This is a genomic window from Reinekea marinisedimentorum (assembly GCF_004341165.1).
In the GTDB taxonomy this organism is placed as follows: Bacteria; Pseudomonadota; Gammaproteobacteria; order Pseudomonadales; family Natronospirillaceae; genus Reinekea; species Reinekea marinisedimentorum.
In genome coordinates this window covers 379,316-404,618 of sequence record NZ_SLZR01000002.1, presented here as the reverse complement: position 1 = coordinate 404,618, position 25,303 = coordinate 379,316, and the positions used below count along the sequence as shown (strand labels likewise).

23 protein-coding genes are annotated in these 25,303 nt (G+C 52.7%); 14 read left to right on the top strand and 9 right to left on the bottom strand.

Features of this window, described 5'->3' with window-relative positions:
• Positions 1-13: 13 nt before the first annotated feature.
• Positions 14-907, bottom strand: coding sequence for a LysR family transcriptional regulator (locus BCF53_RS04080; RefSeq protein ID WP_132700175.1), 894 nt, complete (start codon positions 905-907; stop codon positions 14-16).
• 152 nt (positions 908-1,059) lie between these two features.
• On the opposite strand from BCF53_RS04080, the gene BCF53_RS04075 reads away from it, so the two are divergent.
• From BCF53_RS04075 to BCF53_RS04055, 5 genes are all read left to right on the top strand, one after another.
• Positions 1,060-1,734 (top strand): pyroglutamyl-peptidase I, encoded by a 675-nt coding sequence (locus BCF53_RS04075; protein WP_165901801.1) that lies wholly within the window; start codon positions 1,060-1,062, stop codon positions 1,732-1,734.
• Positions 1,735-1,737: 3 nt separating this feature from the next.
• Positions 1,738-3,615: an ABC transporter ATP-binding protein gene (locus BCF53_RS04070; RefSeq protein WP_132700171.1), complete on the top strand. Its 1,878-nt coding sequence runs from the start codon at positions 1,738-1,740 to the stop codon at positions 3,613-3,615.
• 42 nt (positions 3,616-3,657) lie between these two features.
• Positions 3,658-5,214 carry an ABC transporter substrate-binding protein gene (locus tag BCF53_RS04065; RefSeq protein WP_243645762.1) on the top strand — a complete coding sequence of 519 codons (1,557 nt, stop codon included), beginning with the start codon at positions 3,658-3,660 and terminating at the stop codon, positions 5,212-5,214.
• A 183-nt stretch (positions 5,215-5,397) separates the two neighbouring features.
• Positions 5,398-6,327 carry an ABC transporter permease gene (locus BCF53_RS04060; protein WP_132700169.1) on the top strand — a complete coding sequence of 310 codons (930 nt, stop codon included), beginning with the start codon at positions 5,398-5,400 and terminating at the stop codon, positions 6,325-6,327.
• Positions 6,324-7,193, top strand: a complete 870-nt coding sequence (locus BCF53_RS04055) for an ABC transporter permease (protein WP_132700167.1) — start codon at positions 6,324-6,326, stop codon at positions 7,191-7,193. Before BCF53_RS04060 ends, BCF53_RS04055 begins: the two co-directional genes overlap by 4 nt.
• Before the next feature lie 66 nt (positions 7,194-7,259).
• Here BCF53_RS04055 and kdgR read toward each other — a convergent pair whose 3' ends face one another.
• On the bottom strand, positions 7,260-8,051 hold the full coding sequence (kdgR, locus tag BCF53_RS04050; RefSeq protein ID WP_132700165.1) for a DNA-binding transcriptional regulator KdgR: 792 nt from the start codon (positions 8,049-8,051) through the stop codon (positions 7,260-7,262).
• A gap of 224 nt (positions 8,052-8,275) precedes the next feature.
• Between kdgR and kduD the strand changes: the two genes are divergently transcribed.
• Entirely contained in the window at positions 8,276-9,037 is a 762-nt protein-coding gene (gene kduD / locus BCF53_RS04045; RefSeq protein WP_132700163.1) for a 2-dehydro-3-deoxy-D-gluconate 5-dehydrogenase KduD, read from the top strand.
• Positions 9,038-9,109: 72 nt separating this feature from the next.
• On the top strand, positions 9,110-9,751 hold the full coding sequence (locus BCF53_RS04040; RefSeq protein WP_132700161.1) for an RpiB/LacA/LacB family sugar-phosphate isomerase: 642 nt from the start codon (positions 9,110-9,112) through the stop codon (positions 9,749-9,751).
• 60 nt (positions 9,752-9,811) lie between these two features.
• Here BCF53_RS04040 and BCF53_RS04035 read toward each other — a convergent pair whose 3' ends face one another.
• Both BCF53_RS04035 and BCF53_RS04030 read right to left on the bottom strand, forming a co-directional pair.
• A complete protein-coding gene (locus BCF53_RS04035) occupies positions 9,812-10,321 on the bottom strand; it encodes a lipocalin family protein (RefSeq protein WP_132700159.1) in 510 nt (169 codons plus the stop codon).
• A gap of 2 nt (positions 10,322-10,323) precedes the next feature.
• Positions 10,324-11,220 (bottom strand): TIGR01777 family oxidoreductase, encoded by an 897-nt coding sequence (locus tag BCF53_RS04030; RefSeq protein WP_132700157.1) that lies wholly within the window; start codon positions 11,218-11,220, stop codon positions 10,324-10,326.
• 355 nt (positions 11,221-11,575) lie between these two features.
• Here BCF53_RS04030 and BCF53_RS04025 point away from each other — a divergent pair, with 355 nt between their 5' ends.
• Positions 11,576-12,364 carry a siderophore-interacting protein gene (locus BCF53_RS04025; protein WP_132700155.1) on the top strand — a complete coding sequence of 263 codons (789 nt, stop codon included), beginning with the start codon at positions 11,576-11,578 and terminating at the stop codon, positions 12,362-12,364.
• A gap of 34 nt (positions 12,365-12,398) precedes the next feature.
• On the opposite strand, the gene BCF53_RS04020 is transcribed toward BCF53_RS04025, so the two are convergent.
• Together BCF53_RS04020 and BCF53_RS04015 are read right to left on the bottom strand one after the other, a co-directional pair.
• Positions 12,399-12,782, bottom strand: a complete 384-nt coding sequence (locus tag BCF53_RS04020; RefSeq protein ID WP_132700153.1) for a cupin domain-containing protein — start codon at positions 12,780-12,782, stop codon at positions 12,399-12,401.
• A gap of 95 nt (positions 12,783-12,877) precedes the next feature.
• Positions 12,878-14,686, bottom strand: a complete 1,809-nt coding sequence (locus tag BCF53_RS04015; protein ID WP_132700151.1) for a SulP family inorganic anion transporter — start codon at positions 14,684-14,686, stop codon at positions 12,878-12,880.
• Between the two features lie 359 nt (positions 14,687-15,045).
• Between BCF53_RS04015 and BCF53_RS04010 the strand changes: the two genes are divergently transcribed.
• The 4 genes from BCF53_RS04010 (at position 15,046) to BCF53_RS03995 (ending at position 20,032) form a co-directional block, all read left to right on the top strand.
• Complete coding sequence (locus tag BCF53_RS04010) at positions 15,046-16,419, top strand: ferredoxin reductase family protein (protein WP_132700149.1); 1,374 nt, start codon at positions 15,046-15,048, stop codon at positions 16,417-16,419.
• A gap of 26 nt (positions 16,420-16,445) precedes the next feature.
• The gene (locus BCF53_RS04005) at positions 16,446-16,661 is read left to right on the top strand and encodes a 4Fe-4S dicluster domain-containing protein (protein WP_132700147.1); all 216 of its coding nucleotides are present in this window, start codon (positions 16,446-16,448) and stop codon (positions 16,659-16,661) included.
• 5 nt (positions 16,662-16,666) lie between these two features.
• Positions 16,667-18,496: an FAD-dependent oxidoreductase gene (locus tag BCF53_RS04000; RefSeq protein ID WP_132700145.1), complete on the top strand. Its 1,830-nt coding sequence runs from the start codon at positions 16,667-16,669 to the stop codon at positions 18,494-18,496.
• 483 nt (positions 18,497-18,979) lie between these two features.
• Positions 18,980-20,032 (top strand): threonine aldolase family protein, encoded by a 1,053-nt coding sequence (locus tag BCF53_RS03995; protein ID WP_132700143.1) that lies wholly within the window; start codon positions 18,980-18,982, stop codon positions 20,030-20,032.
• Between the two features lie 8 nt (positions 20,033-20,040).
• Here BCF53_RS03995 and BCF53_RS03990 read toward each other — a convergent pair whose 3' ends face one another.
• Positions 20,041-20,697 carry an SDR family NAD(P)-dependent oxidoreductase gene (locus BCF53_RS03990; RefSeq protein WP_132700141.1) on the bottom strand — a complete coding sequence of 219 codons (657 nt, stop codon included), beginning with the start codon at positions 20,695-20,697 and terminating at the stop codon, positions 20,041-20,043.
• 26 nt (positions 20,698-20,723) lie between these two features.
• The gene (locus tag BCF53_RS03985) at positions 20,724-22,238 is read right to left on the bottom strand and encodes a bifunctional GNAT family N-acetyltransferase/carbon-nitrogen hydrolase family protein (protein WP_132700139.1); all 1,515 of its coding nucleotides are present in this window, start codon (positions 22,236-22,238) and stop codon (positions 20,724-20,726) included.
• 139 nt (positions 22,239-22,377) lie between these two features.
• Here BCF53_RS03985 and BCF53_RS03980 point away from each other — a divergent pair, with 139 nt between their 5' ends.
• Positions 22,378-22,758, top strand: coding sequence for a DUF2750 domain-containing protein (locus BCF53_RS03980; RefSeq protein WP_132700137.1), 381 nt, complete (start codon positions 22,378-22,380; stop codon positions 22,756-22,758).
• On the opposite strand, the gene BCF53_RS03975 is transcribed toward BCF53_RS03980, so the two are convergent.
• Positions 22,759-23,238 carry a MarR family winged helix-turn-helix transcriptional regulator gene (locus BCF53_RS03975; RefSeq protein ID WP_132700135.1) on the bottom strand — a complete coding sequence of 160 codons (480 nt, stop codon included), beginning with the start codon at positions 23,236-23,238 and terminating at the stop codon, positions 22,759-22,761.
• Positions 23,239-23,489: 251 nt separating this feature from the next.
• Here BCF53_RS03975 and BCF53_RS03970 point away from each other — a divergent pair, with 251 nt between their 5' ends.
• Complete coding sequence (locus BCF53_RS03970) at positions 23,490-25,262, top strand: Lcl C-terminal domain-containing protein (RefSeq protein WP_132700133.1); 1,773 nt, start codon at positions 23,490-23,492, stop codon at positions 25,260-25,262.
• The last annotated feature ends 41 nt before the right edge of the window (positions 25,263-25,303 follow it).

Here is a 25,303-nt window from a genome sequence, read left to right as displayed (position 1 = left end):
TTCTAACGGCGTACTACCACGCCGGCAGCGAAATATTCTGCACCTGGCGGATAAATTCGTTCTCAGCTTCACTGCCGGGTACGTTCGCCGCACGCACAATAACGTAATCAAACTCAATTGCCGGCGTGAACGGCTTAACCACGACACCATTGGTCAGCCAGGCGGGCGCGGCAAAGGGTTCAATAATGGCAACCGCCAGGTTTTGCGCCACCATACTGTAGCCGGTATGCGAGCTCTGAATGCCGATACGGTCGCTGTACTCAATGCCGGCCTGCTTCAGTGTTTTGGTGACCGGTTGCCAGTTTACGAAGCCGGCCGGCAGAATCTTCAGGATTTCCTCATGCGTTAAATCCTCGGCGGTGATGATGTCTTTTTCCGCCAGCCGGTGGCTTTTATGCACCGCACAAACGTGCGCCGTAGTGCGCCAGGGAATTTGCTCAACGCCCGGTACTTCAGGGAACGCGGTGGTAATGCCAATGTGCGCCATGTGGGTTTTCAGCCGCTGTACAATATCAACGGAGGACAGACTTTCTATGAGCAGGTTGACGTTTGGGTGCGTCTGTTGGAAGGCCTCAACCACCGTAGGAAATACATAGGTGGAGAGCGCCGGCGTGGCACAGATTTTCAAATCCGAGGGCTTCTGGGTGCGGATCTTCTGCGCCACCTCTTCCAGCTGTTCAAAGCCGATATAAAACTGATCGACACCCTGGTAAAAGCGCATGGCGTCTTGCGTCGGTACCAGCCGACCCTTCACCCGATCGAACAGCTTAAACTTCAAGTGGTATTCCAGATCGCTGATCAGACGGCTGACCGCTGGCTGGCTGATGGCCATGGAATCGGCTGCGCCGGTCATGGTGCCGGTGACCATAACATAGCGGAAGGCTTCTATTTGGCGGTATCGGATCATGGTGCGTCATCCTGTATGTCGGTGGTGGGGAAGCAGATGTTTTCCATAAGGGTATCATATTAGGTTATAGAGTCATGATGACTAATGATTTGATGTGATTGAAGGCCTTTGCCAGTATGAAAGCTGATCAATTCACGTATCAGGTTACTTGCATGACACAGCCGACAAAGATCTTAGTAGCGGGTTACAGCAGTTGGGCGAGAGCGCCTGAAAACCCATCGTCGGTTGTGGTCGAAAACCTGAAGCTGCACAACTGGGGTGACACTGATATTCGCTTTGTGCACATGCCGGTTGCCTCTGAGCCGCTGTACCAAACCATTGAACAACTGATGGCCGAGTTTCAGCCTGATGCCTGGGTAGGGATTGGTGTCTCCGGTCATTACGATGGCATCGCCTTGGAGCAGATGGCGATTAACTGGCGCCACTTCACCAAAATCCCGGATATCAACGGCATGCTGGCGAACCAGTTGCCGGTCATCAATGATGGCCCGCTGGCTATTCAGGCCGACTTCCCCAATGAACGACTGGTTGATGCGCTCAATGAATCCGGAGTCAACGCCAAGTTGTCCTTTTTTGCCGGTACTCACCTGTGCAATCAGATGCTCTACACCAGTAATTACCTGGCCGAAAAAAACAGTCAGGACTCCAATTATTCTAAAAAAACGCTCTGTGGCTTTATACATATTCCTTTTATAACAGCGCCACAGGGTGAAGCTGGACAATACATCGATACGCCGAAAACCATGGCCGAGAAGCCACTGACCGATGCCATTGCATTGGCCATAAGTGAGCTTACTCAGCATATTCATGAGAATAGGACGAATTAAACAATGACTCAGCAAGCCAGCAGCCCGGAGCAAAAATGCCGGGGAGAAACGTTTCAGCCCAAGCCCATACTGTCGGTAAATGATCTGCAGGTGCAGTTTGGCAGCACCCCGGTGGTCGATAAGGTTTCGTTTGATCTTTACCGCAGCCGAACGCTGGCGATTGTCGGTGAATCCGGCTCGGGTAAGTCGATTTCGTCGCTGGCGATTATGGGCCTGGTGAAGCACCTGGGTGCGAAAGTCAGCCACGGCAGTATGCAGTTTGAAAGTGATTTGCTGGGCTCGGTCGATCTGGCGCAACTGCCGGAAGAAAAGCACCGGATTATCCGCGGTCGGGAAATCTCCATGATCTTTCAGGAGCCGATGGCGTCGCTCAACCCGGTGTTTACCATTGGCGATCAGCTGTGTGAAACGCTGATGATTCACCGCGGCATTTCCAAAAAGCAGGCGCAGGCTGAAGCCTGTCAGCTGCTCGATCTGGTACGTATTCCGCAATCCAAACGCATCTTAGGTTACTACCCGCATCAGCTTTCCGGCGGTCAGCTGCAGCGAGTCATGATCGCCATGGCCATCTCCTGTAAGCCCAAAATTCTGATTGCCGACGAACCGACTACGGCACTGGATGTCACCATTCAGGCGCAGATTCTGGGCCTGATTTCAGACCTGCAGAATGAACTGAACAGCGGCATTATTTTCATCAGCCACAACATGGCGGTGGTGTCTGAGGTTGCTGACGATATTCTGGTCATGCGCAACAGCAAAGAAGTTGAACGTAACAGTATGGAAGGTCTGCTGGCCGAACCAAAAGCCAGCTACACCCGCAACCTGCTCAGTGCCGTCCCTGAGCTGGGCAGCATGCAGGGGCTGGAAAAGCCACGTTATTTTGCGCAATACAGTGAAGAGCAGGAAACCCTGCCCGAGCGCGATTTAGATAAGCAGGTGAAGTATGCCGAGCCGCTGCTGGAGGTCGATAAACTGAGCGTGCGCTACAGTGTGCACGATGGCTTTATGGGCAAAATTTCTCACTATGTTCATGCTGCGGAGCAGGTTTCGTTTGCGATCTACCCCGGTGAAACACTGTCTATTGTGGGTGAATCCGGCAGTGGTAAATCCACCGTTGGCCGCACCATTCAGCAACTGGCGGAACCCCATTCCGGTGAAGTCCGTCTGGATGGCGAGAACCTGTTTGAGCTGCCGTCGAACCGCAAAAAACTGTTCAGTCGTGAAATCCAATATGTATTTCAGGACCCGTACGGTGCACTGAACCCGCGTAAAACGATTGGCGCTTCCATCATTGAACCGGCCTGGGTACACGGCCTGGTGCGCAGTAAAAAGCAGGCGGATGAACGCGTTGCCGAGCTGCTGGAAATGGTCGGCCTGAAAGCCGAACATGCCCGTCGTTACCCGAAAGAATTTTCCGGCGGTCAGCGCCAGCGTATCTGCATTGCCCGCGCACTGGCCTGCGAGCCAAAGCTGATCATTGCCGATGAAGCGGTTTCTGCGTTAGACGTTTCCGTTCAGGCGCAGGTGGTCAATTTGTTTATGCACCTGCAGGAAACACAAGGCATTGCCTATCTGTTTATCTCGCACGATATGGCCATTGTGGAACGCATCAGCCACCGCGTTGCGGTGATGTATCTGGGCCAGATTGTTGAGATCGGTTCACGTCAGCAGATTTTTGAAAACCCGCAACACCCCTATACGCAAAAACTCATTGCTTCGGTGCCGACTATTCGTAACCGAAAACAAAATAAATCACCAGAAATGAGCGCCGAAATTCCGAGCGTCATTCGAAAAATAGGTGATGAGCCCGACGTACACGAATACGTTGAGGTGACAAAAGGCCATCTGGTCGCAAATCACAGCCCCGCGTTGACAAACTAAAACACTTCACAGAATCGCAAACTCTAATGGAGGGATCTCATTGTGAAATTAATAACATCAACTCTGTCATGCTCGCGACAGGGCTTCGTTAAAACTGTTAAAACCGGCCTGCTGGCCACCGTACTGGCGTTTTCCGGTGTGCAGGCGTATGCCCTGAGTGAACTGAATGTTGCACAGGGCTCCGACCCGCAAAACCTGGACCCGATTGATACGTTCCGCCTTTCCTGGGGTTCTATCGGCAGCAATATTTTTGAAGGCCTGATTCAGCGTGGTGAAGATTTACAGCTGGTGCCGGGCTTGGCGACTGCCTGGGAATTTCTTGATGATAACAGCCGCATCCGTTTTACCCTGCGCGAAGGCGTCAGCTTTCACAATGGCGAGCCGTTCAACGCAGCGGCCGTAAAATATACCTTCGATCGTCTGTTGGGCGAGCAGGGGCAAAAAGGCCCACAGCGTTCCAACTACACCTCAATCGGCTCTGTTGAAGTGATCGATGACTACACGGTTGAGTTCCACATGAACCAGGTTGACCCGGTACTGATTACCAAGCTGGCGGGTTACGGCGCCATGATTGTACCGCCTAAGTATATTGAAGAAGTCGGCGAAGAAGCGTTCGACCGTAAGCCTGTCGGTACCGGCCCTTATCAGGTTGTAAGCTATGAACCGTCAGTGGAGTTGAAGCTTGCGCGTTTCGAAGGCTACTGGAACGGCACAGCAAAAACAGAACTGGTGAACATTCGCTTTATCTCTGAGCCAGCCACCCGCATGGCGGAGCTGATGTCCGGTGGTGTTGATATTTCTCTGAACGTACCGAACACCTCAGTTGAAACCCTGAAAAAGAATAAATCGGTTGACCTGGTGACCGTCGGTGGCCCAACGGTGAACATGATGCGTTTTAAAGCCAACAGTGGCATTACTGCGGATGCGCGCGTGCGCGAGGCAATGAACATTGCCATCGACCGTGATGCGATTTTGAATGCACTGCTCGGTGGCCTGGGTGAATCCATTGCCACGGCTCAGGGCGAGCTTTCGTTCGGTAACGATGCCAGCATTAAGAAGTACCCGTACGATCCTGCGCGTGCCAAGGCTCTGTTGAAAGAAGCGGGAGTTGCACCGGGTACCGATATTACGCTGGATATCTACAACAGCGATGAGACCTTCCGTGAAATTTCTCAGGTGGTCAGCTCTTACCTGGGCATGGTGGGTCTGAATCTGAAAATCCGCGCGAATGAAACCAACATTATGGCGTCCGATCTGATCCCGAACGGTAAAACCGGTGAACTGTTCCAGTTCGGCTGGGGTGGCTGGACGTTTGATTTCGATAACACAGCTTACCTGCTGTACCACAGCGGCGAACGTTTTAACCCGTACATCAACGATGCCAAACTGGATGAACTGCTCGAGCAGCAGCGCGCCACTTACGACCGTGATGTGCGTGAACAGGCGCTGCAACAGGTGGCCGGTTACATCCGCGAGCAATCTCTGGAATTGCCACTGTTTAACCTGGCCACCATGTATGGTGTGTCGAAAAAGGTTTCCGGTTTTGTACCGGCACCGGATGACCGCGTTCGTTATATGAATGTGGTGGTGGCTGAGTAAAACCCATTCGCCGGTTCGTCGCAGTAACCGGCGTGGTTGTTTTTTCAGGTCGTTCGAGCACATCCCTGTGTCACTCAGCGGTACACATCCTGTGTACCGATGCCTAAAAAAACAACCACGCCGCTCACTGCTTATCCGCGTGCCTGAGTTTATTGATTCGTTAATCTAATTTCTGGTGATGCCATGCAACAGTTAACTTTTTTATCTCAACGGTTATTGCAGGCTGTTTTCGTCACACTGGCGGTAACGCTATTCGTTGCCTTTGCCATTCGCTTTACCGGCGACCCGGCGGTGATGATGACGCAAGAGTCCAGCAACGTAACCGAAGCCGATCTCGCGATGATTCGTGAATCACTCGGTTTGAATGCACCCTTCCATGTGCAGTATTTACAGTTTATGGGGCAGCTGCTTACCGGTGAATTGGGTAACAGCTTTTTCCGCGGCCCGATCAAAGAACTGATCGGTTCTGCGCTGCCTTCCACGCTCTTGTTGGCGGCAACCTCTATGGTGCTGTCGATTTTAATTTCTATTCCGCTCGGTATCGTTGCGGCAGTAAAGCAGGGCAAGTGGGTCGACCAGCTGATTCGTATTTTATCGCTGACCGGTCTTTCTTTTCCGAACTTCTGGCTGGCGATGATGCTGGTACTGATTTTCTCTATTACCTTTAATGTGCTGCCGGTGAGTGGCTTTAGCGGCGTTGCCTCGCTGGTACTGCCTTCGGCAACCGTGGCGATTGTACTGACGGCGGTGAATGTCCGGCTGGTGCGTACCGCCATGCTCGATGTGCTTTCCGAGCAATACATCATGGTCGCCCGCGCCAAGGGTGTAAAAGAATTTTGGGTGATCTATAAACATGCCCTGCGTAACAGCGCCATTGCCCTGATTACCTTCTTCGGTTTGCAGTTCGGCAACCTGATTGGCGGCATTGTCGTGGTTGAGCGTGTTTTCAACTGGCCGGGCATGGGCTCGCTGGCACTCGATGCCATCGCCCAGCGTGATTACCCGCTGCTGCAGGCCTCGGTGTGTATTCTGGCCATGCTCATTGTCATCGTGAACCTGGTGACCGATATGGCGTATTCATTAATTGATCCACGCATAAGGGTGAAGTCATGACAGCGCAAACTGAAATTCGCACAACCCCGGCGTGGTTTTCCAACGCGATGGCCCGCTGCCGGAATCTGGAATTTGTCGTCGGCATCACGCTGACACTGTTGCTGGTCGGCCTGGTGCTGCTGGCGCCGGTGTTTTTCCCGGATGGTGGCGAGTCGATCAACCTGATGGCGCGCCTGGCCGCACCCTTTGCAGAACCCGGCCATCCGCTCGGTACCGATGCTCTGGGCCGCGACATCCTTGCGCGCATCGCAACCGGCGGTAAGGTTTCTTTTGTGGTTGGAGTGTATTCTTCGCTTGGAGCGGTGGTACTGGGAACCATCCTCGGCCTGTACGCCGGTTACTATCGCGGCGTGCTGGATACCATCGTCATGCGCTTTGCCGATATTCAGCTGGCCTTCCCGTTCATTCTGTTTGCCATGACCGTGATTGCCATTTATGGCCCAAGCCTGGAGCGCATCATCATCGTGATGATCGTCACCCAATGGGTGCAGTACGCGCGTATTGTGCGCGGCTCGGTGCTGGCACTGCGCGAGCGCACCTTTATTCTGGCGGCAAAAAGTTATGGCCAGTCGTCTGCAAAAATCATCTTCAGCCACATTCTGCCGAACGCCATGGGGCCGCTAATTATTCTGCTGACGCTGAACATTGCCAACAATATTCTGCTGGAAAGCAGCCTGACCTTCCTGGGCCTGGGTGTTGACCCGCAAACCCCAAGCTGGGGCGGCATGCTCGCCGAAGGCCGCAACTATGTGCAAACCGCCTGGTGGATTACCCTGTTCCCCGGCCTGGCCATTATGCTCACCGTGCTTGGCTTGAATTTGCTGGGCGACTGGCTGCGTGATCAGCTCGGTAAGAGTGTTCAGTAGTTAGACCTAAAGTTTTGAGTCCACACTTGCCCGCGGATGCGGGCTTTTTTTTGCCTGCCGTCAGCGCTATTCCGCCGCCACCGGGTAGTGCTCACAGCCCAGTTGTTCAGAAATATTACGCCCGGCATTGTGCAGCAGCGTCACATAATGGGCTTTGCGCTCGGTATCGAAACGAATGGTCGGGAAGGAGATCGACACCCCGGCAATGACGCGGTCGAAACGGTCGTAAACCGGCGCGGCAATACAATACAGGCCCGGCTCCTGTTCTTCGTTATCTTCGGCGAAATGCTGGCGTCGAACCTGGGCCAGTTCACTGATCAGCGCCTCGGCATTGGCGTGGGTTTTTTCGGTGTGCTTAACAAATTCAACACCGGCCAGAATCGCCCGAACCTCATCGTCGCTTTTATCGGCCATCAGTACCTTGCCAATGGCGGTGCTGTACAGCGGGTTGCGGCGGCCAATGCGCGATTGCATGCGCAGGTTGTAGTTGGAGTCGATCTTGTGGATGTAGATGATGGCGTCTTCATCGAAGGCACCCAAATGCAGCGCTTCGTTGGTTTCGCCGGAAATAACCCGCATTTGCTGATCGGCCAACTCAATCAAGTCGACTTCATCGAGTGACAGCGCACCAAGCTTAAAGAGCTTCATGGTGAGTGAGTACTTATCCGCTTCGGCTTCCTGCTGCACATAACCAAGGGTTTTCATGGTCTGCAGAAAGCGGTAGGTGGTGGCCTTCGACATCATCAGCTTTTGTGAAAGCTCCGATACCCCAACTTTGCCCTGTTCGCCCATGGTTTGAAGAATGCTGAATACCTTCAGAACCGATGACACCGATTCCGGCTGAGAGTTTTTGCTCACGGTTAAAACCTTTTTGATTTATTGCTGCGCGACTATACCCCATTGACCGTGGCTATTCATTTTTTTCGAAATGCCATTTCATAAATTGTGAAAACGAATCCTGAATACAAGATGATAGTATTGTAAATAAATGAAACGCCATTTCATTTTTAATTGCCCATTGTTTCAGTTGTGCTATGGTTAGCTTCATTCCAACCTATACTAACGCCATTCAGGAGCTGCCCATGATTCTGCAAACATTCGATCTTTCCGGAAAAGTCGCCATGGTGACGGGTTGCAATACCGGGCTGGGGCAGGCCATGGCGATTGGCTTGGCTGAAGCCGGCTGCGATGTGATTGGCGTCAACCGTTCGGAGCCGGCCGAGGCGGCCAGGGTTATCCGCGAAATGGGGCGTACCTTTGTGGATATCCGCGCCGAGCTGGGCAGTGTTGAGACCGTTGATACGGTGATGGCGCAAGCCCTGGAGAGCGTTAAACACATCGATATTCTGGTCAACAACGCTGGCATTATCCGCCGCAATGATGCGGTTGATTTCACCGAGAAAGACTGGGACGACGTGATGGATGTGAACCTGAAGAGCGCATTCTTTCTCTCTCAGGCGGTCGCCAAACAGTTCATCGCGCAGGGTAAGGGCGGAAAGATCATCAACATAGCGTCCATGCTTTCATTCCAGGGCGGTATTCGTGTGCCTTCGTACACAGCTTCGAAGAGCGGTCTGGCCGGCCTGACCAAGCTGATGGCTAACGAGTGGGCAAAGCACAACATTAACGTCAACGCCATTGCGCCGGGTTACATGGCCACCAACAACACGGAAGCGCTGCAGAATGATGAAACCCGCAATACCGAAATTCTGGCGCGCATCCCGGCCGGGCGCTGGGGTAAACCGGAAGATGTTGCCGGTCCGTGTGTGTTCCTGGCCTCCGATGCGGCCGCTTACATCAACGGTTATACGCTGGCGGTCGATGGCGGCTGGCTGGCACGCTGACAGCTTTAAATGCTTTAAAACAAGAACAGGATCGGTACACCCAATCCAAGTCATAGCTCGACAGGAGAGATTATGAAAATTGCATTAACGATGGAAAACAGCCAGGCGGCAAAGAACGCCATTATCCTTAACGAATTAAACAGCGTTGCGCAAACAACCGGCGATGAAGTATTCAACGTGGGTATGTGCGATGCCGATGATCATCAACTGACCTACATTCATTTAGGTATTCAGGCCAGCATTCTGCTGAACAGCAAAGCCGTCGATTTTGTCGTGGCCGGTTGCGGAACCGGTCAGGGTGCGATGATGTCGCTGAACATTCATCCGGGCGTGGTGTGCGGTTACTGCCTGGAACCTTCCGATGCCTTCCTGTTTAACCAGATCAACAACGGTAACGCACTGGCGCTGGCCTTTGCCAAAGGCTTTGGTTGGGGTGCGGAGCTGAACGTGCGCAACATCTTTGAAAAGGCCTTCAACAGCGGTGAGCGTGGTTTAGGTTACCCGCTGGAGCGTGCCGAACCGCAGCAGAAGAACGCGGCCATTCTGAATGATGTTAAGGCGGCAGTAGTGAAAGAAAACTATCTAGATACCTTGAAGTCGATCGATCAGGAACTGGTCAAAACCGCTGTCAGCGGTGAGCGTTTTCAGGCCTGCTTCTTTGAGAACTGCCAAAACGCAGAGATTGCCGATTATGTGAAGTCACTGCTCGGCTAACAGACTATTCGCTTTACCATGGCCGCATTGGTTGGACGGACAATGCGGCCCTTTTTTCAATTAGTGCTCGACAAAAATTAACTCATCTGCAGGGAAGCCCAGTTCCGTAACCCGGTTGATAAAATATGCTTTCATTTCGTCGCTGACCGTGGGCGTGCGTGATAAAAACCACAGGTAGTCGGTATCGTTGCCGGTTATAAAGGCGTAGTCGTAATCGTCACCCAGTTCAAACACCACGTAAGAGCCATAAAATGGCCCGAAGAAGCTCACCTTTAAATGACCGGTACTGCTCTCGCCAACAAATTTAGCCTTGCCGTTGGCTTCAGACCACTTGTCTTTTTCTGTATTAAAGCCCCGGTTAAGTACCTTCACGGTGCCATTTTCCTGCAGCTCATAGGTTGCGGTAATCTGATTCAGGTCGCGCTCAAACCAGTGATCCAGACGGGCTATTTCGTACCAGGTGCCCATGTACTGTTGGGTGTTAAAATCGCTGACCGGTTCGACGTTTTCCGGAACGCTGACGCAACTGAACAGCGTTGCGGTCAGCAGAATAGTTAACAGGTTTTTCATCGTTATTCCTTTTCAGATATCAGGTTTTCCAAAGCGCTGCTGAGGGTGGCGTAGCGGTATTCAAATCCGGCGCTCTCCAGCACACGCGGTTCAATCTTCTGGCTGCCCAGCAGTAGCGAAGCGGCTTCCCCAAGTGCAAGTTTGAGTGCGAAGGCGGGAGCCGGGATGATGGCCAGTCGGTGTAATTCCTTGGCCAGCAATTCGGTGAACTGGGCGTTGGTAACGCTGTTCGGCGCCACCATATTTACCGCGCCGGTGATGGTTTCGTTGTGCAGCAGAAAGTTAATGGCGGCACACATATCTTCAATGTGAATCCACGACATCATCTGCTCGCCACTGCCCAGTTTTCCGCCCGCGCCAAGGCGGAAGGCCGGCAGCATTTTTTGCAGTGCGCCGCCCTGAGTGCTCAACACTATGCCAGTGCGTAAGGCGACCACCCGGGTCAGTTCAGCGGCCTGCTGGGCGATCTGTTCCCACTCCTTGCATAGGTTTGCTGCAAAGTCATCGGCAGTGACCGGGCTGGTTTCATGCAATCCGGCGGCGTTGATGCCATAAATGCCGATCGCCGAACCGCTGATAAAGGTCGCCGGAGGCTGACTGCTTTGCTCGAACAACTGCACCAGCTTGAGGGTTGTGGTGAAGCGACTGTCGGCAATTAACCGCTTTTGGCTGCGGCTCCAGCGTTTGCCAACAATTGGCTCGCCGGCCAGGTTGATGACCGCATCGAAACCGTCGAGATTAGTAAGTTCATCAAGGCTTTGAATCAGCTCAACGCTGCTACCCAGAAGCTTGCGGGCGGCCTCTGGCCGGCGGCTGAGGGCAACGTAGTGATACTGATGAAAACGTCTGATGAAGTTTCGGCCAATCAGCCCGGTCGCACCTGTGATGAGAATTTTCATGGGTCAGGCCTGTATTGTTGATTGATACAGACAGTTTATACGATAGCCGCCGGTGCAGGGTTCATTTTGCACAGCACGGATGTCTGGCTTCAGAGAAAAAGACTCCTTATTCCGGAGCAGAATAAGGAGCAAACGCTTTCTTGGTAGGATTACTACGAGCAACCGACTGTTGCATTAATCCGGTTGCCGAACTAAGACTTGTAAAAACGGCTTCGGTTCCCATCTTTGAAGAACCGAAAAGAAAAGCTATTGTCAATCATGATAGTCATTCTCATTTACGATTGAGCTTTCAGGCTTTTTACGCCATTGTGTGAAAATGACACTAATAAACAGAATAGCCGCGAGTAAACAGCAAATGGCAAAACCGATACCAAAGAGTCACAGAGTTACCGTTACGGCCACCGAACGGGTGACCGCGAATATGCAGCGCATCACTCTGCAGGGTGAAGAGATTGGCCATATCACCGCAGACGATGCCGGCAATTACATCAAATTAATGTTCAACCCCCAGGGCGGTACCGATCTTAAACAGCTGGCAGAAGGCGAACGCCCGGTTCTGCGCACCTACACCATTCGTTCGGTTGATACTGAAAATACCGCGATTGAGGTCGATTTTGTGGCGCATCTATCGCCTGATCACGAGCCGGGTGTCGCCGCCAGCTGGGCGATGCAGGCGAAAGTGGGCGATACCATCAGCATTGGAGGCCCCGGTAAAATGCAGGCCATGTACACCGATGCCGATTGGTATCTGATGGTGGCCGATATGACCGCCTTACCGGCCTGCTCAGTAAAAGCCAGTCAGCTGCCTTCAGACGCCAAAGGCTATATGGTGGTCAGCCTGATGAGTGAGGCTGATAAGCAGGCGTTGAACGTGCCGGAAGGAATAGAGGTGATCTGGTTGCCACCGCAACAATCGCTGGTCGAAACGGTCAAAAACCTGCCCTGGCTGGAAGGGAACGTCAGCACCTGGAGTGCCTGTGAATTTGAAGATATGCGTCAACTGCGCAAGTACTTCCGTGTGCAGAAGCAGGTGGCGAGAGATCACAGCTACATCAGCAGTTACTGGAAGCGTGGCGTCAGTGAAGACCGCCATAAGGTGATCAAGAAGGCCGAAGCCGAAAAGGATGCTGCGCAATCGCTATAACTGCGCAGCGGGCATAAGGTTAAGCGCCACTGGCTTAGTGGTGGTGATGCGCCTGCTCATAGGCATCTGCTTCAGCCTGATCTTTATGAACCGTGCCTGCAGGGTGCTCTGGCGGCGTGTAAATGGTGTACAGCTTCAGCTCGCTATCACCGGCATTGATAACCTGATGCTTTGCACCCGGTGGAACAATGAAGACTTCATCGTCGGAAACTTCAAAGGTTTCGTCATCAATAATCACCTTCGCCGTACCTTCTTCAACCCGGAAGAATTGTTCGATGTCGTCGTGAACCTCGGCCGGAATGTCATCGCCCGGTTGCAGACACATAACCACCAGCTGCATGTTAGTGCCGGTATACAGCACCTTGCGGTAATTGGTGTTTTCCAGAGTTTCAGTTTCGATGTTGCTGTTGTAAATCATCTTGCTTCCTCAAAATCAGTTTTGGCGTAATTAATCTACTCAAAATGCCAGTCACTTGCCATAGCCGCAAAGAAAACATGGGTTGCGCCCGTGGATCAGCATAATTTTTCAGACGGCTTCAGCGCTAGTTTCTGAAACACCTCAATGGTGGAAAGCCGCGAGCAGTGTGCCGCTTCATCAAACAAGCCAAAGGATTCCAGTTTGCGTGCCAGCGGCACCTTAATATCGGTCATGTAAAAGGTGATGCCGGCACCATCTACTTCCTGGCGGAAGCGCTTCAGCATGTTGGCGCCGGTGGCATCGATGGTGTGTATACCGGAGGCCACCAGCACCAGCTTGGTTAAATCCTGCCGGCCGGCGACAAACTCCAGCAGTGCTTGCTCTACCACGCCGGCGTTCATGAAGGTCAGGCTTTCGTCTATGCGCACAAACAGGGTATTGGGCAGTGTTTCGGTTTCTGCGTGGTTAATGTTTTTAAAGCGCTCGGTACCGGGAATGCGCCCCAATACCGCCATGTAGGGCTTGCGGTGGCTGGCCAGCAGAGTAACCAGCGACAGCGCCACACCCACCAGTAAGCCGGCCTCGACCTCCCAGACCAGCACCAGAATCGCAGTGACCCAGGTGATGATGCCGTCGATGCGGTTGGTTTTCAGCAGCTTCATCATCGATGGGAATTCCAGCAGCTGGTATACCGCCACGATGATCGAGCCGGCCAGCACCGGTGTGGGAATATAAGCCAGCCAGGGCGTCAGAAATAAAATACTCAGGCTCAGGAACAGTGCCGTGAGGGCACCGGCGATCGGCGTTTCGGCTCCGGCATCGGCATTCACCACAGAACGCGACATGCCACCGGTAACCGGAAAGCCGCCACTGAAGCCAGCCGCGATATTGGCTGCGCCCAGACCCAGCAGCTCACGGTTGGCATTAATACGCTGGCGCTTGGCGGTACCCAGTGTTTGCCCCACGGCGATGGATTCGGTCATGCCGATCAGCGTAATGATGAACGCCGGCAGTGCGAGGGTTTGGATCAGCCCAAAATCCAATGGCGGCATCTGCAATACGGGCAGGCCTTTGGGCAGTGTACCCACCGTTTCCAGGCCGGTTTCCTGCAGCTGGAAGAGGCCGGTGAGCACCGCCGCCAGAACGATGAGCAGCATGGGCATCAGCCGGCGGAATGTGGACGCAAAATTACCGAACAGCTTTCCGGTAAAGGCCACGCCGCCCTTCGAGCGTACCCAGAACAGGATCACCATAGCCAGTACACCCATCACGGCGGAAGGAGCATGCAGGGTGCTGATATCCAGGGTGTGCAGCCGTTCAATCAGGTTGCCGCGCTCCATGAAGATGCCGGTTAGGGGTTTGATCTGACCGATGACAATCAGCAGCGAGGATGAGGTAATAAAGCCTTTCATAACCGGATAGCTGAGCAGCTGCGTCAGAAAGCCCAGCCGGAACACGCCCAGCAACACATAAAACACACCGGAAAGCGCGGCCAGTAACAGTGCCAGCTGTGCGTAATAGGCGCTGCTGACTTCGGCCAGTGGTACCAGCGCGTTGGCGGTCAGCAAGCTGATAATGGCCACCGGGCCCACCGCCAGTGCGGCACTGGTCCCGAACAGGGCATAGGCAATAAGCGGCAGAATGGAGGCGTATAAGCCGGCCTCGGCCGGCAGACCGGCAACCAGTGCGTAGGCGAGGCTTTGTGGAATCAGCATCAGCGTCACAATGATGGCGGCGCTGGTATCGCGCAAGGCCAGGGTGCGGCCATACAAGCCCTTGCGGATTAATGCCAGAACACCGCCGGCCAGATCGTTGCCCTGTATCTGTTCCAGTGCTTTGGGTTTATCCGCTGGCTGCTGACTACTCGGGCTTTCGCCGGTTGATCGATTGTCTGCGCTTTTCATCTTGTTGCCGCCCGCTCTCAGGTTAGTTACCAGACTGATTAAATTAGTAATTTCTAATATATGATGTGAGCAGTCTTTCTGTCAAATGCCTTGTTCATTTTAGGGCGGATTCCTGCAAAGGGTGGTTTTATTTATCTGTAAAGCACAGTGATTGATTCTCATTAAAACTGAGCGCAGACAAAGAACCGACAAAACCGCTACAAGCCTTACCGCATGCTGCCTTTAAAGGATTTTAATCCCACTTTCCTCCATATTTCCCTCAATTTTGAAAGATATGCTGGCCCTTGTATTTGGGGGGCAATGCCCAGCGTTTTTCAGGCTGGCATTGAGAAACAAACCATTTTATTGGACTACAGAATATGACAGCACAAGTACCGGCTAACTCTGCGCCGACGAAAAAATATACGCTGCATTTTGGACGCAAGGCAAAGCTCTTTTTAGGGTATGTATGCCTGATGGTTCTTCCGTTTTTGGCAACCTATGCCTTGGACATGCAGGAAAAAAACACCTATGCAGCCTTTGTCAGCCTGTTTAACACGCTGGCGATGATGATGTTTTTTATTCAGTTCCCATTGGGCAGCCGCCTGAAAAGTATCCCACTGTTTGCCAATATCGACTGGAACATGTCGCACCACAAAAAGGTAGGTCAGTGGCTGGGCGTTATTTTTCTGCTGCACCCGCTGCTTATTTTGATGCCGAAGTTCGCGATGTCTCAGACCGATGGCATGCGTGCCATTATGGAGGTTATCCGAGCGCCGCAAATGCTCACCGGCATTATCGCCTGGGTCGGTATGATCGTTTGGATTCTGATGTCCATCTTTAAAGACCGCCTGCCCATGAAATACGAAACCTGGCGTTTTACGCACATGCTTGGCTTTGTTGCGATTGCCATTTTAGCAACGCTGCACGTCACTACGGTTGGCCAGCATGGTCAGTTCGGTGGCTGGTATAACGAAATCTGGTGGGGTCTGTGTTCGTTCTCTGTGTTGATGGTGCTGTTTAACTACTTTGTGAAGCCACAAATCATGAAGAGCAATCCGTTCAAACTCACAAGCGTTCAGCAGGTGAGCAGCAGCGACTGGGAAGTCACGATGGATGCCGGTGCAGGTTCCGATTTCGATTTTGAACCGGGGCAGTTTGTCTGGTTCAACACCGCGACCAGCGGTGGCGTAAAAGAGCACCCGTTCTCCATTGCTTCCAGCCGTTCTTCTCTGCCGAACGTTTCCTTCCTGATTCGTAACCTGGGTGACTACACCAGCAAGCTGGGTGAGCTGAAAGTGGGGCAGGATGTCTTCGTTGATGGCCCGTACGGTTCTATCAATTTAAGCGATACCAAAAAGTCTAAAGGCGTTGTGTTAATTGCCGGTGGTGCAGGCATTGGCCCGATGCTTTCTCTGCTTCGCGGCCTGGCAGATAGCAACGAACAGCGCCCCGTTCGTTTGATCTACGGTAACAACCGTGCCGACCAGATGGTGCTGCAGGATGAAATGAAAGCGCTTGAAAGCAGCATGGCGAACTTCAAACAACAGCTTGTTTGTATGGAAGGCTGTGAAGGTGCCTACACCGGTGTTATTGATCAGGCCATCATCAAAGAAGTGATGAGCGATGAAAATCTTAAAGACTGGACAGTGTATCTCTGCGGACCGAAGCCGATGATCGCCGCCGTGAATAAGAGCCTGAAAGCACTGAAAGTGCCGCGCCGCAATGTTCACTTTGAACAACTGTCATTCTGATAACAGGTTTAAGAGGACTATAGAAAATGGCAATTAATGAAATTGCAGGCTGCATAGGCTGCGAAACCTGTGTGAAATCCTGCCCGACGGATGTGATTCAGATGGACTATGAGAAAAAGCGGGCTTATATCGCTTACCCGGAAGACTGCCAGATCTGTCACCTGTGCCGTCTGTACTGCCCGGTTGATGCCATTAGCATTACGCCGGAAAAATCCATTCCTGTCATAGTTTCCTGGAGGTAACGAGCATGGCCGATAAATTAAATGTATCTCGTCGTACCTTTATTGGCGTAGGTGCCGCTGCGGTGGGTGCAACTGCGATCGCTGCCAACATGGGGCCGCCTCCGGGTGGACAAGGCGGTCCAGGTATGGGCCCGCCACCGATGGCGAAAAACGAGCCCGTTGTCGACCCTGAAAGCTTTGAATCGAATAGCTTTGAAGCCGATGTACTGGTCATTGGTTCCGGTATTGCGGGCTTGTTTGCAGCGGTTAAAGCGCACGATGCCGGAGCCAAGGTAGTGATGGTTTCTAAAGGCCGTTTGGGGTCTTCCGGTTTAACGCCTTTTGGTAAGGGGATTTTTGTTTACGACAAGAATAACCCAACCATGAGCGAAGAAGACTTTATATCGAAATTGTCGACCTCGGCCATTGGCACCAATAACCCGGTTTTTGGTCAGCAGCTGCTGGATCATTCTGCCGATCGTGTTGCTGAACTGCGTGAATGGGGTTTCTTTGATTCACCGCTCTGTAATGAAAGTTTCTCGGTGCCCATTAAAGAACGTAAAATTCCGGTCATGGAGCGCATTATGATGACACACCTGCACAAAGAGCAGGGCCGTGTTGTGGGTGCCTCTGGTTTTAGTATGGATCGCAATGAGATTCTGAACTTCTCAGCGAAAACCGTCATTCTGTGTACCGGCTCGGGTGGCTTTAAACCCAACGGCTTCCCGATGTGTGATTTAACGCACGATGGCACCATTATGGCCTATAACATCGGCGCAAAAGTAACCGGTAAGGAGTGGAATGACGGCCACCCGGGCACCGCTGAAAATTCAGCGTCCTGCTACGATAACTGGCACGGTCAGATCGAAGAAAAGCCGGGCACAACTGGCCCGGAAATTCATCACGACCTAGGCGTTGGCACGAACTACACGGCTTATGTGAAGGGTGGTCCGGTATCTATGGGGCCTGGCGCTGAAGATGTGAAGGGTGGCCCTTGGGTTCCTGAAGAGTTTCAGCGATCCGGCCCGCCAGGTGGTGGCGACGGCGACAATCAGATGATGGGGCCTCCACCAGGTGGTAGTGACCAATCTACGTTCAGTGCCATCTTTAGCAAGTTGACCGGCAAAGCAAGTGCCCCAAATGGGCCTCCGGGCATGGGTGGGGAGTCTGTAGGCGGCTCGACGGCCGGCATGGCGATTCACAAATCCGAAGGTCTGGTCCCGATTGATGAAAACGGTTTAACCACCATTCCGGGGCTGTGGGCATCCGGTGATGCCTTGGGCTCCTACATGGCCGGTGGCATCTATACCCAGATTGGTGGTTCTATGGCCGGCTCTGCTATTCAGGGTGCGCTGGCCGGTGTGGCGGCCGCTGAAGCGAGTAAGCAGGTGGATAAAATCGCCATTCCAGCGCAGAAGCTGAGTGAAACCCGAGAGGAAATTCTGGCGCCGCTAAAACGCGAAACCGGTTATAAACCTTCCTGGGTAACGCAGGTTCTGCAGAGCGTGATGATTCCGAACTTTGTGCTCTATATTAAGAAAGAGCGCATGATGAATGCGGCACTGGCTTATGTTGAAGAGTTGAAAGAGCATCACGGCCCAATGATGATGGCTTCCGACCGTCACCATCTGCGTCTGGCGCACGAAACCATGAACATGATCATCACTGCTGAAATGAAAATGAAAGCATCGATCATGCGTACCGAGAGTCGGTGCAGCCATTATCGTCTGGATTATCCGGAGATCGATTACGAAAACTGGAACTGTTGGATCAACATTGAAAAAGGTGATGACGGAGAAATGAAGTTTTCGAAGCAGGATTGGAGTGTTTGGCCACCTGAATTTGCTCAGGCTTAATTTTCGTTTAATTGCAGAAACCCTTGCTGTAGGTTGGCCTTTAGGCCAACGGGGATTGCTGATGTTCCTCCGCACCTTGTCGGGCTGAAGTCCGACCTACAGATTTAGAGTCTTTGTAGGTTGGCCTTTAGGCCAACAGGGATGCTGACTTTCCTCCGCACCTTGTCGGGCTAAAGCCCGACCTACAGGTTCAGACTCCTTGTAGGTTGGCCTTTAGGCCAACGGGGATTGCTGACTTTCCTCCGCACCTTGTCGGGCTGAAGCCCGACCTACAGGTTCAGACTCCTTGTAGGTTGGCCTTTAGGCCAACAGGGATTGCTGACGTTCCTTGGCGTCTTGTCGGGCTGAAGCCCGACCTACAGATTCACGCGTCCTCCTCTACGTATAAGAAACCGAAATTCTCTGCATTTCCCCGCCTTACCCTTGTCGTTCGCCAGCGCTATTCACTACACTTCCCGATTCACCGATCAGGAGTACCCGAGCATGCGTTCCAGCCCAGTGTCTAAAAACCAGTTTGCCAGCGATAACTATTCCGGTATCTGCCCGGAGGCGATGGAAGCTCTGGCCATGGCCAGTGCCGGTTTTGCCAATGCCTATGGTGAAGACGATTACACGGCCAAAGCCTGCAACCTGATCCGCGATTTTTTTGAAACCGATTGCGAGGTGTTCTTCGCCTTTAACGGCACGGCGGCCAACAGTCTGGCGCTGGCTTCGCTGTGCCAGAGTTACCACAGCATTATCAGCCATGAGCTGGCGCACATCGAAACCGACGAGTGTGGTGCCGTAGAATTTTTCAGTAACGGCACCAAGCTGCTGCTGGCACCCGGCGCCAACGGCAAAGTCAGCCCGGAGGCGGTTGAGCAGATTGTGCTGAAGCGAACCGATATTCACTACCCCAAGCCAAGGGTACTGTCGCTGACGCAATCGACAGAGGTTGGCACCGTTTACTCCAAAGATGAGCTTGCCGCGCTGAAAGCAGTGGCCAATCAATACGGCCTGCGCGTTCATATGGACGGTGCCCGGTTCGGTAATGCGTTGGCCTCGCTGAACTGTTCCGCCAAGGAAATCACCTGGCAGGCGGGTGTCGATGTGCTCACCCTTGGTGGCACCAAGGCGGGGTTGCCGGTGGGTGAAGCGGTGGTGTTTTTCAATAAAGAACTGGCTGAAGATTTTGGCTATCGCTGCAAACAGGCTGGTCAGCTGGCTTCCAAGATGCGGTTTTTATCGGCCCCGTGGATCGGCATTCTGGAAACCGATGCCTTCCGCAACCGGGCGGCGCACGCCAATAAATGTGCAGCACGACTGGCGCAGGAGCTGCGCACGGTTACCGGTATTACGCTGGTTCACCCAGTGCAGGCCAACGCTGTGTTTGTGCAAATGCCGGAGGCACTGATTGACGCCATCAAGCAGCGCGGCTGGCATTTTTACACCTTTATCGGCTCCGGCCATGCGCGCTTCATGTGTAACTGGGCAACGCAGCCGGAAGATATCGAAGCGCTGATGGTTGATGTTCGGGAAGCCGCCGCCGCTCTTTAGCAACTCTGTTACCAGGCCATTTCATTTTTATCGCGGAAGAACTTCCCTGTTGGGCCGGTCTCTGGAAGCGTTGCCAGCCAGATGGCTGTTTCCGCGCCCTTTTCCGGTGGCCGCTCAGAGCCGAAACCGCCCATGCGGGTATTTACCCAGCCCGGGCACATCGCATTCACCTTGACGTTGTTCGGCAGGCTGCTTGCCGCTGAAAAGGTCAGCGCGTTCAACGCGGCCTTGGCTACGCCGTAACCGCCCGGGCCTTTCATACCTTCTGAAAACAAACCCCAATCGGACGAGATGTTCACAATGCGACCATAGTTGTTTTCAATCATCGCCGGTGCCAGCAGGTGCATGAGCAGAAAGGGGCCGTGAACCATGGTCGCCATCGAGATTGCAAACTCCTGCTCGCTATCAAGTACGCCACCGCTGCCGAGTACGCCGGCGTTGTTCACCAGCACATCGACAGCCTGAATCTCATTCACGGCTGCGCGGATGCTCTCGGGGTTGGATACATCCAGTTGAACAAACTGCGCACCGGCCTCAATGGCGGCTTGCTCGCCCAATTGCCAGTCGCGCGCGCCAAGATAAACCTCAAAACCTTCAGCCATTAACCCCTGAGTAATCGCGAAACCAATACCGCGATTGCCGCCGGTCACCAGTGCCTTTTTCATTTCAGTTCTCTCCTTTTTCTGTTCTGTTAACTTCTGCGGTACACATCCTCACGACGGTCTTTCAGGTTGCGCACGGTGCCTTCGGTATGCAGCAGGCGCAGTTTGTCGAGATCCATATCCGAGAACAGCAGCATCTCGGTGTTGGGGGTCGCCTCAGAAAGAATGGCATCGTGTGGGAAGGCAAAATCGGAAGGCGACAGCATGGCCGACTGACCGTACTGCACATCCAGGCTTTCTACCTGAGGCAGGTTGCCCACGCTGCCGGCCAGCACCACATAGCACTCGTTTTCAATGGCCCGCGCCTGTGCGCAATGACGAACGCGCAGGTAGCTGTTCTTGGTGTCGGTCCAGAACGGCACAAAGAGAATCTCCAAGCCCTGTTTGGCCATTAGACGGCCCAGCTCGGGGAATTCCACATCGTAGCAGATGAGAATACCCACCTTGCCGGCGTCCGTTTCAAACACCGAAATTTTATCGCCGCCCTGTATGACCCAATCGTTTTTTTCATGCGGGGTAATGTGAATCTTTTTCTGCTCGTCGATCTTGCCACTGCGGTGACACAGATAAGAGACGTTAAAGATGTGGCCATCCTCGGCCAGCGGCATCGAGCCGGTAATGATGTTGGCGTTGTACTCGATGGCCATCTGCGACATGCGATCGCGGAACAGCGGCGTGTATTCAGAAAGGGCGCGAATGGCTTCCGTCTGGTTGGCGTGATCTTCCAGACCCATCAAGGGCGCGTTGAAAAATTCCGGGAAGACGATGAAGTCGCTCTGGTAATCGGAAACGGTATCGACGAAGTATTCGACCTGCGCCAGCAGTTCATCAACACTCTCGACAGTACGCATCTGCCATTGCACCGAGCCCACCCGCACCGTGCTTTTGCGTGCTTCTAAAACGGTATCTTTTGGCTCAAACAGAATGTTGTTCCACTCCAGCAGGGTGGCGTAGCCGGAGCTGCCCTGATCTTCCGGCAGGTATTTTTTCAGCAGGCGCTTCACCTGAAAGTCATTGGACAGCTGAAAGCTCAGAATGGGGTCATAAACATCACGCCGTGCGACCTTATCGATGTATTCCATCGGCGTCATCTCATCTTTGAAATTCTTATACAACGGAATACGACCGCCGGCCAGAATGGCGCGGAAGTTGTACTGCCGGCACAGCTCCTTGCGTGCATCATACAGCCGCCGGCCCAGGCGCAGGCCGCGGTGACTTTTGCTGATGACCACATCCAGGCCGTACATGGCATCACCGTCTTTATCGCTCTTAATCTTGTTGTTGGTGCCAACCACATCTTCATAGGTATGGGGGTTGGAAAAACGGCCATAAGCCACCTGCACGCTCAGCGCCAGGCCAACCAGCTTGCCGCCATCCAGAATGCCCAGTTGACCTTCAGGGAAGTCTTCAATCAGCTGTTCAATGGTGTGCTTGGGCCAGGCACCGCCTAAATCGGGGTAGGCGTCATCCATCAGTGCTTTTATTTCGCTGTACTGGTCGAGAGTGAGGTTACAGATTTCAATACGTGCAGCTTCGATAGCCATACAGGCATTCCTGTTTCGATGTTAATGGCAACAGAATAGCGCAACAGTGGCGCTTAAATAACAATAACTTACCTGCTTTATTCAGTGTTCAGGCGATAAGCGGGTATACTGCCCGCAAATCAAGCCAGAGCCACCTTATATGACAACACCACTAGACCCCTTCACCCTTGCCGAGCTGGAAGCCCGTACATCTGAACAGCGTTACAGTTACCTGGTAGAACAGGTGATTGCCAGTGAACAGCTTTGGATTCTGACCGATAACGATGGCAGCGTTTTACTTGAAGAAGACGGCTCCGGTTGTGTGCCTGTTTGGCCTCATAAGGAATGCGCTGAAGAAAATCTGAATGGCGACTGGGCCGACTGTAAAGCCGTGGCGATCGATAAACATCGCTGGCAAGAGCGTTGGACACCGGGCCTCACTGAAGATGGGTATTTGGTGGCGGTGTTTCCGGATTCCGAGCAGGAGTGCGTGGTGGTAACGCCGGCGGAGTTTGATGATGAGATTCGTGTAGAAGAGTAGTTAGTCCTGCCTGCTCTTGCCTTTAATCTTTCTGCCGGTGAGGTTTTCGTAAGCCCTGCCGGTAAGCCTCATAAACTGTATTTTTTCTTCCTCGGTAAAGCCGGTAAATAGCTGATCGACAATTTGAGTGATTTCAGGTGTGACTGCGTTGTGCAGCTCCAGCGCTTTTGGCTTTGCCGACAACACGATGTTCTTTGCGTTGCCCGATGCCGACTCTTTGCACAGGTAGCCGTGTTTTTCCAGGCGTTTGGCCGTATCTGACACGGTCGATCGGGCTCTCATTTCCCGCCTGTAGGCGTCCAGCAAATCCATCTTGCCATTTTCGGAGCGAGCAAGTTTTATCAGAATGCCCAAATCCCTCGGGCTAATGTTGTCGTGGTTGATGTCCTTCAGTGCCTGCTTAACTTTGCTGTCGATGGCTTCAGAAAGTACGTTTACACAATAAAGAGAAAGTTTAAATTCAGTTTCCAGTAGTTTCACGGTTGGATCTTCCACCTTTCAGGTTTGCTCAGTTGCCGCAGCCTGCAGCCCTTTAATTTGTATCAGTATCTCATATCTGAAATCTTTTAGAGGTGCTCATTGTTTTTCCTGCGTTTGTGCACCGCTACTGCACTCAGATTCGTAGATTGTCCGGTATCGTACAAAATGAGCCGGGTAATAAAAAGACTGCCTGGTAGTGCTCACCCAAGAATATCAATAATTTGCAGTACTAAACAAAACAGGTAACTCACATGTTCAGGAATAAAAGTGTAACCAGTGCCAGCATTGTTATGTTGGGTTTTTTGGCCGTTTCGGGCTGTGGCAGTGATGAAGATGACAGTACAGAGGGCATTGATAGCGTAACTGAAGCGGCCTCTGTGGTCACAGCAGAGGCATCTACCTTTACCGTTGTCGATACGGGCTTAGACCAGTGTTATGACGGGGATGGCCAGGTTGATGACACCACCGGCGTCGCCTATATCACTTGCCCGGCAGTCGGGGAGGCATTCTTTGGGCAGGATGCTCAATATGGCGAAGACGCTGAACTGGGTGGCAGTGGTGTCGCCTTCAATTTTGAATTTGAAACGGATGATGGCGGCGAAATTAAAACGATTACCTCTTCCTATGAGGTTTCCATTATGTTCTCCGATACCACGGTGACAACGGAAGAGTTTACCTGGGGTGCGGTGGTTGTGGATAACAACACCGGTCTAATGTGGCAGGCAGTGCCGGACAACGGTCGCTATAGCTACGAAGAAGCTCAGGATTATATTGATGGCCTGAACGATGAAACCTATCAGGGGTACAGTGATTGGCGTATGCCCACCATGAAAGAACTCTATTCCATTGCAGATTTCTCTGTTGGTTGGCCTTATCTGGATATGGACTATTTTGTTCTTCCAACCTATGCAGAAAGCAGTTGCTTTAGTCATGACTGCGTAGCCGATATTATCGATTTCGATGCCAAAGATGAGCAGTACTGGTCTCAGTTCTATGTAGGAAACACCTACGAAGCTGGTTCTGACGGTGCATTTGGTTTGAATCATGGCACTGGCCATATCAAGGTTTATCCAGCGGCAATATCGGGAACGATGGCAAAAGCGGTTCGCGCAGTGCGGGGTACTGAAGACTCTTATGGTGTAAACAGCTTTACCCTGAATGAATCTGACTATGGCAATACAGTAACCGACAGCGCTACCGGGTTGATGTGGACTCAGGATGATTCAGCTGCCACTGACTTGCTGGCCGAGCTTAACCGTCTGATTACAGAAGGCGTGGTTGTCATTACAGACGGTGAGGATACAACTGAAGGCGACGTTGGCGTTATTGGTCTGCTGAATTGGCAGGACGCGCTGGCCTTTGCTGAAAATGCCGACTTTGGAGGCTACGATGACTGGCGTCTGCCAAACATTAAAGAACTGCAGACCATCTTCGATTACGAGCACGCACCCACTGCTGGCTTTTACAGCGAAGATGCCGATACCTCTTCAACGGAATCGACAGATGGCTCTCCGTCAGAAAGTGGTGATGCTCTGACATGGTATGATGGCTGCGCCGATGAGCTAGCAGAAGGACACGTTGCTGCAAGTGAAGCAGAGTGCGCTGCTCGTGGTCCGGCCATTGATACCGACTACTTTATTGCAACCAGCATAAACGATGTGCTTGCGGCTGGTTTGGCTGCTGAGGTTATGTCGGCAGACGGTGAGCTTTACAGTCTTTATAACATTGTCACTGTGCAGCAAGGGCTGAGTGACTACGGTTATTACTGGTCCAGTACCAGCACCCGCTATGGCACTAACGATGCCGATCTGAACGATAACACTGAAGATAACGATGGCTATCGCGATACCGACTATGCCTTTGCATGGTACGCAGCGGTGGGCAGTGCAGTGAATGACAATGGCGAAGATTATCACGGTGCTGGTGCAATTCGGTACGACGTTAAAGATGAAGACAGCGGCGCTGTCGGCGAAGATGCCGAGCGGATTTTTAACTTTGTCCGCCTGGTGCGGGATGCCGATTAATCTCGCAAGAGCATGTACTTGAAAGGGCCGAACGGCCCTTT